The 11420-nt window shown below is 42.8% G+C and carries 10 protein-coding genes, 1 tRNA gene and 1 pseudogene; 6 read left to right on the top strand and 6 right to left on the bottom strand.

From position 1 onward, the window contains the following. Positions 1-16: 16 nt before the first annotated feature. The 4 genes and pseudogenes from K941_RS0102840 to K941_RS0102825 all read left to right on the top strand — a co-directional run bounded on the left by K941_RS0102840 (position 17) and on the right by K941_RS0102825 (position 1468). Positions 17-93 (top strand) — tRNA-Pro (locus K941_RS0102840). Between the two features lie 146 nt (positions 94-239). Then, a pseudogene (locus K941_RS18070) lies at positions 240-599 on the top strand (Arm DNA-binding domain-containing protein). A gap of 200 nt (positions 600-799) precedes the next feature. Further along, positions 800-1126, top strand: coding sequence for a hypothetical protein (locus tag K941_RS0102830; protein ID WP_029102422.1), 327 nt, complete (start codon positions 800-802; stop codon positions 1124-1126). A 21-nt stretch (positions 1127-1147) separates the two neighbouring features. Further along, positions 1148-1468: a hypothetical protein gene (locus K941_RS0102825; RefSeq protein ID WP_029102421.1), complete on the top strand. Its 321-nt coding sequence runs from the start codon at positions 1148-1150 to the stop codon at positions 1466-1468. A gap of 81 nt (positions 1469-1549) precedes the next feature. Here the strand turns inward: K941_RS0102825 and K941_RS0102820 are convergent, their stop codons facing one another. The 6 genes from K941_RS0102820 to K941_RS0102790 all read right to left on the bottom strand — a co-directional run bounded on the left by K941_RS0102820 (position 1550) and on the right by K941_RS0102790 (position 9009). Beyond that, positions 1550-2698: an AAA family ATPase gene (locus K941_RS0102820; protein ID WP_029102420.1), complete on the bottom strand. Its 1149-nt coding sequence runs from the start codon at positions 2696-2698 to the stop codon at positions 1550-1552. Between the two features lie 60 nt (positions 2699-2758). After that, positions 2759-3517: a tRNA threonylcarbamoyladenosine dehydratase gene (locus K941_RS0102815; RefSeq protein WP_029102419.1), complete on the bottom strand. Its 759-nt coding sequence runs from the start codon at positions 3515-3517 to the stop codon at positions 2759-2761. 72 nt (positions 3518-3589) lie between these two features. Beyond that, positions 3590-4426, bottom strand: a complete 837-nt coding sequence (locus K941_RS0102810; protein ID WP_029102418.1) for a TatD family hydrolase — start codon at positions 4424-4426, stop codon at positions 3590-3592. A gap of 97 nt (positions 4427-4523) precedes the next feature. Next, positions 4524-5408 (bottom strand): NTF2 fold immunity protein, encoded by an 885-nt coding sequence (locus K941_RS0102805; RefSeq protein ID WP_029102417.1) that lies wholly within the window; start codon positions 5406-5408, stop codon positions 4524-4526. Further along, positions 5408-8278, bottom strand: coding sequence for an excinuclease ABC subunit UvrA (gene uvrA, locus K941_RS0102800; protein WP_029102416.1), 2871 nt, complete (start codon positions 8276-8278; stop codon positions 5408-5410). The genes K941_RS0102805 and uvrA overlap by 1 nt, the downstream gene beginning before the upstream one ends. Before the next feature lie 215 nt (positions 8279-8493). Continuing rightward, positions 8494-9009 (bottom strand): hypothetical protein, encoded by a 516-nt coding sequence (locus K941_RS0102790; protein ID WP_029102415.1) that lies wholly within the window; start codon positions 9007-9009, stop codon positions 8494-8496. A 579-nt stretch (positions 9010-9588) separates the two neighbouring features. Here K941_RS0102790 and metN point away from each other — a divergent pair. Together metN and K941_RS0102775 are read left to right on the top strand one after the other, a co-directional pair. Then, positions 9589-10635 carry a methionine ABC transporter ATP-binding protein MetN gene (metN, locus tag K941_RS0102780; RefSeq protein ID WP_029102414.1) on the top strand — a complete coding sequence of 349 codons (1047 nt, stop codon included), beginning with the start codon at positions 9589-9591 and terminating at the stop codon, positions 10633-10635. Next, a complete protein-coding gene (locus K941_RS0102775) occupies positions 10625-11314 on the top strand; it encodes a methionine ABC transporter permease (protein WP_029102413.1) in 690 nt (229 codons plus the stop codon). The genes metN and K941_RS0102775 overlap by 11 nt, the downstream gene beginning before the upstream one ends. Positions 11315-11420: the final 106 nt, after the last annotated feature.

Below are 11420 nucleotides of genomic sequence, written 5' to 3'. Positions count from 1 at the left end.
ATAATAATCGCCTATTCGGGGTGTAGCGCAGCTTGGTAGCGCACTTGCATGGGGTGCAAGGGGTCGCGAGTTCGAATCCCGCCACTCCGACCATATAACAGTCTAGGGCTATCTCACATTGTGCGATAGCCCTTGATTTTTCTTGTGTTTAGCCCTTTTCTTGTCTTTGGCTGTCCGTCATAATCTATTGCCATCCATAAAAAACTGGTATACGATTTCGTAACCAAAATATACCAAAAATGAGCCTTACAGATACCGCCATTAAACGCTTACAGTTCAATGAAAAATGCACACCGAATAAGCCCAATAAAATCAGTGATGGTAATGGGCTATGGCTTTATATGCGACATACAGGCACAAAAGTTTTTATATCAATTTACAGTCACAATGGCAAGTAAAAAGAAAAGACATTAGGCAAATGCCCTGCCTTATCGTTGGCACAAGCACGAGCCAAAAATATAGAAATCAAAGAGCAGTTAACACAAGGCATAGACCCCAAAGAAGTTGCCAAACAAGCCAAAATAAAGCAATCTAACAACCGTTTTGATACGTTCGATAAGCAGTGGTTGGGACACCCTTTTCACAAAAAAACAGCTTAAAATTGCTTATAAGCTGTTTTTTATTTTTTATCTTTTGTAATAAATCAATTTTTTGTTTAGTGGTTTTTAAAAAGCCATGAAACATAGATCTTACCCACCCTTTGTATTTACAACAAAAACATCCGTTTAAAAGGCAGGCATTCTCCATTCTTGACAAAATTATTTGGCTGATTTAGGATAAATCAAAAAGATTGCCAATCATGAAATTTATCACTCCCTTACTTATCACCCTATCATGCGTGGCGATTATCGCCATGATTTTATCACCCAATAGTCAAAGCCAATTTACCCATATCAGCCATGATATGTGCATGCACAAAGAGCTTAGCAAGATTGCCCTAAAACATGGGGCGGATTTTATGACCAATCACGATTTTGATATGCCCGCCCTTGATATCATTGGCGACAAACAAACCATTCAAACAATCCAAGATGAATTTAATCAAATCCAAAATACGCACTCGGGGGCGGATAATTGCCATATCTCCAATCTTAACTACCACGCCAAGCACATCAATCCCAAATGAGCACCCCACATTCCTAATGACGTGGATTATGTCAGTTATGCTCCGCCTAATATCGGACAGGATAAAGCGGTATATTGCCACCATCATTTTAGTGAGCAAATTTTTACCACGCCACAAGCAAAATCGCAATGCCATTTTATTTATCTTGATAATGACCGCCTTATCACCGAAGACATTAGCGATTTAGAGCGACTGCATTTAACTCTCATGCATGACACACATCAATTTTATAAACCGTATAGCTTTATTTATGAATGGCATGATAACGCCCATTTACGCTATGGCACCACCTTTGTTACTCAGGTTAATAATCAGCGTTATGGGTATGCTGGTGTTTATTAAGAGCAATTAAAAATTAATATAAAAAATAAGGGCAAATTTAATTACCCTTATTCATCTATCTAAAATTTAACACCAATAGATTTAAACAAACCCAAATCCCACTTTTTTATCATCAACCGCTTTATATTCTTTTTCATCAATATGGGTTAATTCGGCAAGGGTCATCTCTTTATCCACCGTGATGTCTTTGCCAATGGATTTAAGATAATTATTGCATTTTTCAATGGACAATTTACCAAATTGATATTCAGCAATGAGTCGCCCACGCCTTAATAAAGCATGGTCAATATCCATTAAATCAGCATTAAAGGTACAAATAAACTGGCATTCTAATACGTCTGACAATATCCCATCAGCGATATTTAGAATAATGCCCACCACATCCGTTTGATTGCCACCGCCGACACGCTCGGCAATATAATTTTCGCAGTCTTCTAATACCAATACCGAATTTTTTTGTTCAATGAGCATACTCATAAATTCAGGTTTGGCAAGCTCGCCAATCATATTATTTGGCACAAAGATAAAATTCTTATCGGGAATTTGGGCGGTGAGCCATTTGATATAATTAGTCTTGCCCGTCCCTGCCAAGCCGTGCAATAATACCACGCCTTTTTTTCCTTGTGCCAATTCATCTTTAATTTTAGCATGAACAAGCAAAAAGTCGTCATTATACATTGTCTGCAAATCAAGCGTATAAGGTTTAATGCCTTGATGCTTAAATACCAAATCTCGCCCTTCTTTTAATAATAGCAATACTTTACTATCTTTTGAGATGTATTTTTGCAAATACTCATTAAAAAAAGAGCGAATATTGATTAATGAACGCTCATTTCTTGGGTCATAAAAAATATGGTCTATTCGCAAAAATCCTGATTCAATAATGGTTTTATCATATTCATTGCTTAGGTTTTCGCTGGCGACAATAAATAAGCCATATTTATCATAAAAATAGCAAATTTCATTTTCATAAAATACATGGTTCTTTTTGTCAAACGCCACAGGATGATAATCGGTACATTTAACAAAATCCACCAATTTGTCTTTTTTAATCACCATATCATGAAAATCAACACTAGGTAAAATGGACGATAAAAGCTGATAATAAGGGTTGTCATCCGTGGACGTAGAACGCTCCAAATCCTGTGCCACGATTTGATATTGATTGTCCATATAGACTTCATTAAAAATCTTTTTTGGATGATAATGTTTGGATTGTAAAATTTTCATAAGATAACTTCGTTTTTTGTGAATATATTTATTGCCAAATTGAGATAATAACAGATAAAGTTAAAAATTACCAATCATCTTTAAACATTCGCTCGCCATTATCATGCCGACACTTGCCGTTACCGTTACTGCCGAACCATAGCCACCACAGTTAAGCCCGCTCTGGCACTCATTGGCAAGTTTTAAGGGTTCGGACGAATAGACACACTTCATGCCAAACTTTTCCTTTAAAGATTTATTGATATTTTTATCTCTTAGATTTTGGCGTAATTTGGCAAGTAAGGGATCTTGATAGACGTCTTTTAAATCACTTACCTTTATTTGTAAAGGGTCAATTTTGCCCCCTGCTCCGCCTGATATGATAAGCTTGACTTTATTAAATCGACAATATAGGGCTATTGCCAATTTGGCATTCATATCGTCCACACAGTCCAATATAATGAGCGGTCTTTTTTTTGCTTTGTATTCTTTTATGACATCAATACTTGGTAGTAGCTTATCGATATTATCAGGCGTGATAAATTCATCAATGGCATTGATTTTGATAGCAGGATTGATGCCTACCACTCGCTTTGTCATCTCGCCGATTTTGGATTCACCAAAGGTGTCCGTTAGAGCGGGCAGTTGGCGATTGACATTACTCTCCACCAACACGTCCATGTCAATGAGTGTCAGCTCGCCTATGCCGGTGCGAGCAAGGGCTTCTGTCGCCCACGACCCCACGCCACCCATACCGATGATATAAACGTGAGCATTGCTAAATTTATCAAAATCATCTTGATATAGCGTGCGGGTGCCTGTAAATCTGCGGTTGGTCATTTTATTTTTACTCTTTAAATTTTATTGATTTTTAAATAAATTAAGTGAATTAAAAAACCATTAAAAAACCATTTAACCATAGTCAAAATTAGTTTTAAATGCGTCATTGCTATTTTGCCAAAGTTTATATGCCAATATTTCTTTATCCATATTAAATAATACCGATAACTCATCTAAAACATATATTAAATTTTTTGGCTCATTAAAATAATTACCGCCTATTTGAGCAGGAATAGGGTTCATATCAGGGCAATCGGTCTCAATAACAAAAGCAGATATACCAATTTTATCAAACACCGTTTTTACCGCTTGGCGTAATTTTTTGGCATTGGGGTTGGTGATTTGCCCTGTAATGCCAATTTTAAAACCCAATTTGGCAAAATGCAACGCTTCATTTTCGCCACCGCTAAAACTGTGAGCAATACCGCCTTGATTGTGGGCGTTGTATTTTTGCATCTTTAAAATTTTTAGGGTATCGGCGTGTGATTTGCGAATGTGCAATAAAATGGGTAAATCATGCCTTTTTGATAAGCCGATTTGCTCTATAAAAAAACGGCATTGCTTATTATAATTATCCACCGATTTTAATTCATCAGGATAAGTGTCAAGCCCTATCTCACCAATGGCAATATTGGGATATTTGTTTAGATAGTTATCTAAAATATATAAATCATCATCGCCATGCTCTTTGATATATAAGGGGTGCAAGCCACACGCCAAATGGTGCTTGATTGAATAATGGTCATCGGCATAGCATTTGACCTGTCTCATTCTGTCAAAATACTTTGCCAAATAGCCAATAAGCACCACATGACGCACGCCATGAGTAAAGGCGGTGTGGTTGTAGTCATCTCGCTTGCTGTCATATTCGGGTACGTCAAAATGGGTGTGGGTGTCGAATAAGTACATTGCATTCCTAAGTGTTTTAACAGATTTTGACTTTAACCAATTTTAGCAAAAAATGCTAGGGATTTTTAAAAAAATTTCTCAGCCCACCCCACCCCAACTATGGCGTGTACGACTCCCATTTATAACCAAACTTAATTTGCATTTTATCCAATAACCACGAATTGTCCGCTTGGCGAATGAACAAAAACCGCCGTTGGCTATTCAAATCATCTTCGGTATAAAGATAAATGCGATTTTTACTCACATATTCGCTGTCCACGATTTTATGGTCTTGATAACTACCGCCACTTTGTAAATGCATTCTTTGAGTATTGTGCCAACTTTCGGTAAAAAATTGCCGATAAATTTCTGTGCTTTTTTGCATCATCTCATCATTAAAATCTGGCTCAGCAAGTGCTTCCCAACGATGAATGGCTTCAAAAAACGCCAATAACTGTGCGGTAACTTTTGCCAAATCATCGGCATTAACAGGCGTTTTGTTCTTTTTGGCAAATTCACGCTGACTGTGGCGAAATTTAGCCAATTGCTCGTCCGAAAATTGCCCGCCCCGAGCAACAGGGCGAATGTGTGGGTGCTTGGCAAGTGTCAAAAGTCCTTGCCAAGTGATTTTTGTGCCTTCAATCAAAAAAGCAGTCATATTGGGAATTTGGGCAATCAAAGGCAAAATAGTATCGTCAAGCTGGGTATTTTCCGCCCAAATGACTTCCAATTTTTTATGCCCTGCAAAATGACAAAAGCCTTGCCCTGTAATATTGGTTTGGTTAATTTTTAAAAATTCCAATTTGGGCAATTGTGCCAAACATTCAAAAACTTTGTCGCTAATGTTTGTGCCAATCAAATTCACCTGATTGATAAGTTTGCTGTCTATATTTTGACAAATGTACAAAACATAATCATCGCCAATCGGCAAATTTTCAAGGTTAATGGTATAAGTGCTAATTAGCCTATCTTTTTTGACTTTTTCCAAATCAAATGATGACATCACTTTTTCTCCGCCAAAACATTCTTCAAAAATCTACCTGTATGCGACCGCTCATCTTCTGCCACCATCTCAGGCGTACCTTGTGCCACAATCTGACCGCCACCATCACCGCCTTCATAACCCAAATCCACAATGTGGTCGGCGGTCTTGATGACGTCTAGGTTATGCTCAATGACCACTACCGTATTGCCTTTATCACGCAGGGCGTGCAAAATGTCAAGCAGTTTGGCAATGTCTTCAAAATGTAGCCCTGTGGTCGGCTCATCTAGGATATAAAGGGTTTGCCCTGTGTCTCGTTTGGCAAGCTCTTTGGCGAGCTTAACTCGCTGTGCTTCGCCCCCTGACAATGTCGTGGCGGATTGCCCAAGCTGAATGTAGCCCAAGCCCACCTGCATCAGGGCTTCTAATTTGCGATGAATAGCAGGGATTGCTTCAAAAAACGCCAACGCATCTTCTACCGTCATGGCAAGCACGTCCGAGATGGATTTGCCCTTGTAGTGGACCTCTAAGGTCTCACGATTGTAGCGACTGCCTGCACAGACATCGCACGGCACATACATATCGGGCAAAAAGTGCATTTCCACTTTTATCATGCCGTCCCCTTGACAGGCTTCACAGCGACCACCCTTGACGTTAAAGCTGAACCGCCCTGCCTTATAGCCCCTTGCCCGAGCTTCGGGGGTTTGGGTAAACAGGTCTCTGATGAGCGTAAACACGCCCGTATAAGTGGCAGGGTTGGAGCGTGGCGTGCGACCGATTGGACTTTGGTCTATGTCCACCATTTTATCAAGGTGCTCAAGCCCTGTGATTTTGTCATACGGCTCAGGCACGAGCGTGGTTGCGTTATTTAGGTGCGTGGCGGACAGTGGCATGAGCGTACGGTTGATGAGCGTGGATTTGCCCGAACCCGACACGCCTGTGATACAGGTCATCACGCCAATCGGGATGGCTAGGTTGACATTTTTTAGATTATTGCCCTTGGCTCCGTCTAGGCGGATATATAAAGGTTCGGTAATGGTTTTTTTGCCTTTTTTAATCTCGCCTGTCTTGGCACTGTGGCGGATTTTGGGAATCTCAATACGTTTTTTGCCAGATAAATATTGTCCTGTTAATGAATCATCATTTTTGGCAATCTCGTCCGCCGTCCCTGTAGCAATCACACTTCCGCCATGCACGCCTGCCCCCACGCCAATATCAATAATATGGTCAGCGGTGCGAATGGCGTCTTCGTCATGCTCCACGACAATGACGGTATTGCCTAGGTCTCGCAGGTGCGTCAGCGTGGATAACAGACGGTCATTGTCTCGTTGGTGTAAGCCAATGGACGGCTCGTCAAGCACATACATAACCCCCATAAGCCCTGCCCCGATTTGGCTTGCCAGACGGATACGCTGGGCTTCCCCACCCGATAACGTCTCGGCAGATCGGGCAAGGGTCAAATATTCTAGCCCCACTTTGGTCAAAAAGCCCAAACGCTCACGGATTTCTTTAAAAATCTTATCCGCCACTTCGCCTTTGTGTCCGCCGATGTGCAGGTTTTCATAATATTCCCACGCTTGCCCTATCGGCAGGGCAATGATGTCGCCCACGCCCCGTCCGTCCACTTTGACGTTACGGGCGATGTCATTTAGGCGAACACCATGACACACGTTACAAGTCGTATCGGATAAATATTGGGCAAGCTCATCTCGCACGATGCTACTGGTGGTGCTGTGATAACGGCGTTCTAGATACGGTAAAATCCCTTCAAATGGCACGGTTTTGGTTGTTTTACGCCCACGCTCATCGGTAAAATTAAAGGTCAGTTTTTCTTTGCCCGAACCGTTTAAAATGATGGTTTGCTCTTTTTTGGTTAAGTCTTGCCACGGCTTATCCATGTCAATGCCAAAATGCGTGCAAACGGTTGTCAATAGCCCAAAATAATACGCATGGCGTTTGTCCCAACCGTGTATCGCCCCTTGATTTAAGGATTTGGCAGGTTCGGTAACGATACGTTCGGCAGAGAAATACTGGCGTTTGCCAAGCCCATCGCAGGACGGACACGCCCCAGCGGGATTGTTAAAGCTAAACAGGCGTGGCTCTAACTCACTCACCGCCCTATCACAGGCAGGGCAAGAGTGCTTGGCGGACAGCACCGTCTCGCTCTCATCGTCCATATCGTGTAAAATGGCAATGTCCGAGCCTAGCCGTAACGTGGTCTCCAAACTCTCCGCCACTCGGTTGCCCAAATCATCTCTCACCTTAAATCTATCCACCACCACATCTATGGTGTGTTTGTGCGTTTTGGCAAGGGTTGGCAACTCGTCCATGTCATAGACTACCCCGTCAATGCGAACTTTGGTAAAGCCCTGTGCCTGTAAGCTCTCCAATAGGGCAATATGCTCGCCCTTACGCTCACGCACGACAGGGGCAAGGAGCATGAGACGAGTGCCGTCAGGTTTGGCAAGAATGTCGTCCACCATTTCGCTCACTGTTTGGGCGACCATGGGCAAGCCGTGTTCAGGACAATGGGGCGTGCCGACACGAGCAAATAGCAAACGCAGATAATCATACACTTCGGTAATCGTGCCGACGGTGGAGCGGGGGTTGTGGTTGGTTGATTTTTGTTCAATGGCAATGGCGGGGGATAAACCTTCAATGCTATCTACATCAGGCTTTTCCATTTGACTTAGAAACTGGCGAGCATAAGCGGACAAGCTCTCCACATAACGTCTTTGCCCTTCGGCGTAGAGCGTATCAAAGGCGAGCGATGATTTGCCCGAACCTGATAAACCTGTAATCACGACTAACTTGTCTCGTGGAATGTCCACGTTGATGTCTTTTAGGTTGTGGGTTTTTGCCCCTTTGATGCTGATGTATTCGTGTGCCATGATGTGCCTTTTAATATTTTGATAAATGTTTAGGTATTTAAAATACGATAGGTTTATAAATGGGGGTGTTTTTAAAATTTGAAATGGCAATAACCAAAATTTACAATGATAAAACAGCACAAAAAAACCACCTAAATGCAGAGCATTTAAGTGGTTTTATTTTATGAACCCAATTAAAATTAATCAGGCAAATTTAACTTATTATTTAGCACTTCTTAGTACTTTACACGATACCATGCATCACGAGCAGCAAGTTTGGCTTGTTCCCACGCCAAACGTGATTCGCCTTTAACTTCATTCCATGAACGCTCCAAATCATTTTCATGATCTTCAAAGCGAGCATCAGCAGGATAATGTGGGCGGTTAGCATAACCTACGGCATAAGCAGGTAGGTAGTCACGGTCATAATCATAGCCTGCTACATAAGTGGGCGATGTGGCATAGTGAGCACGCCAGTAGGCTTCTTCAATGGTTGGGTCAAAAGCTTCGCCTGCGGCACTGCCTGCACCACCACCAACGATTGCACCCACGGCACCGCCAATAAGCGCCCCTAGTGGACCTGCCAATGCACCAATGGCTGCCCCTGCGGCTGCACCGCCTAGACCACCGACTGCCGTACCCACTGGGTGTGAACCTGGCTCGCCTGTGATTGGGTCAGCGTTTAGGTCTGCTTTAGTCTCATCGGACATATTTTTTACAACGTCACGGTCGATATTGTCATAGTTGCTCATGATGAATTCCTTATTAAAAATGGGTTTGTTACTTGGTTATTACTGATTTGGGCGAAGTGAAACTCTATTTTCATTTAACGTTGATTTTATTCATTATTTAAACTAACATAACAACCTAGCAAATCATCATTAAAATCATCCAAAATTAGCTTTACCCACGGCACCAACCATGTTACGTCATTCATGCTTATTAGCTCAACAGATATCAAGCATTCATTTAGTATTCATCTATCGTTGGCGATGGATGTATGATAGGGGATTTTTGGGGCGTGTGATAGCCACAAAATGTAAAATCATCGGCAGTCTTGTGCGTGATTTACCCTAGAAATTTTAAAAATGTTACTATATTGTTGCAACTGTCGTGGTTGTGCGAATGCGTTCGGTAAAATGTAATTTTGCGTAAATTTTGGACAGTCTACCACATGAAAGCTTCTTTAAAAATTGACACTGATGTTTTTGATATCAGCAAGCAAGCATCAACATGACAATTGTTATCACAAACCTACCAATTCATCAATTTTTGCCATAACACTCGCCCAATCCATGCTATAATAACCAATTTCCCCAAATTTACCCATTATGATAAGATTACAAGGCGTTAGCAAAACTTTCGCCATAAAAAAAGACGGCAAACCCACGACCTTTACCGCCCTACAACCGAGCGATTTGACGGTGGCAAAGGGCGAGATTTTTGGTGTGATTGGAGCCAGCGGAGCGGGCAAATCCACGCTCATTCGCTGTGTCAATCTTTTGGAACGCCCCACGACAGGACACGTGTTTGTGGACGGTGTGGACTTGATGAACCTAGACAACGCTGACCTTATCAAGGCTCGCCGTCATATCGGCATGATTTTTCAGCAGTTTAACCTGCTCTCATCTCGCACGGTGTTTGATAATGTCGCTTTAAGCCTTGAACTGTCTGGCACACCCAGACACATCATCAAAGAAAAGGTAAGCTCCCTGCTTGACCTAGTGGGTTTATCCGAGCGTCATCACGCCTATCCGTCTAGCCTATCAGGCGGTCAAAAACAGCGTGTCGCCATTGCCCGAGCGTTGGCAACCGACCCCAAGGTGCTACTTTGCGACGAAGCAACCAGTGCCTTAGACCCTGCCACGACAGGGGCGATTTTGGATTTATTAAAAAAAATCAACAGCGAACTTGGCATTACCATACTGCTCATCACGCACGAAATGGACGTGGTCAAACGCATTTGCGATAAAGTGGCGGTCATTGACAAGGGCGTGTTGGTGGAGCAAGGCACGGTGGGGCAGATTTTTGCCAATCCCCAAACCGAGCTTGCTCATGACTTTATCAAGGCGACTTTTCATGTGAGCCTACCTGATGAATTTTTGGCACGCCTGCACGCCCATGAGACGGACGGCACTTATCCTGTGATACGCTTTGAATTTAGTGGCAAAACGGTGAACAGCCCGCTCTTTTCGGAGGCGACACGGCGATTTGGCGTGGCGTTTAACATTTTGACTTCACAAATGGACTATGTGGGCGGTGTCAAGTTTGGCATAACCATAAGCCAAATGATTGGGGAGCGGACGGCGTGCGTGGAGGCGTTGGCGTTTTTTACAGAACATCATGTTGGATTTGAGGTGTTAGGCTATGTGGCATGAGATTTATCAAGGCTTTATGAGCGAGCTGACCCCCCAAATGTGGCAAATGGTCTATAAGTCCACTTACGAGACGGTCTATATGGGGTTGGTCTCTACCGCCATATCAGTGCTGGTGGGGCTACCGCTTGGATTTTTGGCGTTTTTGACGGGTAAGGGGCGGATTTTGGCGAACAAGCCTTTATTTGCCATATTGGACGTGGTTATCAACGTGGGGCGGTCAGTACCGTTTATCATTTTGCTCATTATTTTATTGCCCTTTACTCGCCTGATTGTGGGGACAACGCTCGGCACGACCGCCGCCATTGTGCCACTTGCCATGACCGCCATTCCTTTTGTGGCAAGGCTTACTGCCAATGCTTTGGCAGAAATCCCCACAGGCTTGACCGAATCGGCTCATGCCATGGGGGCGACCAACTGGCAAATCATCACCAAATACTACTTCCCCGAAAGCCTACCCATACTCATCAACGCCATAACGCTCACGCTCGTCTCGCTCATCGGCTACTCAGCCATGGCAGGCGTGGTGGGCGGTGGTGGTCTGGGCAATCTTGCTATCAGCTATGGCGAACATCGTGGTATGGTCTATGTCAAATGGATAGCGACCGTCATTATCGTGGCGATTGTTATGATATGCCAAAAGGCAGGGGATATACTTGCCGAGCGGTTTGACCATAGGTGATATACCAAAATGGCATAACCTTTTGTCAAAATTTTAGCCAAAATTCATATTGAAGTTTGGCTAATTTTTTGCTTTAATATACTAAAATTTATTGTTGTCATGATTT

The sequence above is a fragment of the Moraxella caprae DSM 19149 genome (genome assembly GCF_000426885.1).
GTDB classification, from domain to species: Bacteria; Pseudomonadota; Gammaproteobacteria; order Pseudomonadales; family Moraxellaceae; genus Moraxella; species Moraxella caprae.
The sequence above is the reverse complement of the archived record's forward strand: the minus strand, read 5'-3'. Positions and strand labels throughout refer to the sequence as shown.

Bases quoted from the DNA above. Each gene is read 5' to 3' on its own strand.
- K941_RS0102830 (WP_029102422.1), top strand. From the start codon at position 800: ATGAAATTTATCACTCCCTTACTTATCACCCTATCATGCGTGGCGATT.
- K941_RS0102820 (WP_029102420.1), bottom strand. From the start codon at position 2,698: ATGAAAATTTTACAATCCAAACATTATCATCCAAAAAAGATTTTTAAT.
- K941_RS0102815 (WP_029102419.1), bottom strand. From the start codon at position 3,517: ATGACCAACCGCAGATTTACAGGCACCCGCACGCTATATCAAGATGAT.
- K941_RS0102810 (WP_029102418.1), bottom strand. From the start codon at position 4,426: ATGTACTTATTCGACACCCACACCCATTTTGACGTACCCGAATATGAC.
- K941_RS0102805 (WP_029102417.1), bottom strand. From the start codon at position 5,408: ATGTCATCATTTGATTTGGAAAAAGTCAAAAAAGATAGGCTAATTAGC.
- uvrA (WP_029102416.1), bottom strand. From the start codon at position 8,278: ATGGCACACGAATACATCAGCATCAAAGGGGCAAAAACCCACAACCTA.
- K941_RS0102790 (WP_029102415.1), bottom strand. From the start codon at position 9,009: ATGAGCAACTATGACAATATCGACCGTGACGTTGTAAAAAATATGTCC.
- metN (WP_029102414.1), top strand. From the start codon at position 9,589: ATGATAAGATTACAAGGCGTTAGCAAAACTTTCGCCATAAAAAAAGAC.
- K941_RS0102775 (WP_029102413.1), top strand. From the start codon at position 10,625: ATGTGGCATGAGATTTATCAAGGCTTTATGAGCGAGCTGACCCCCCAA.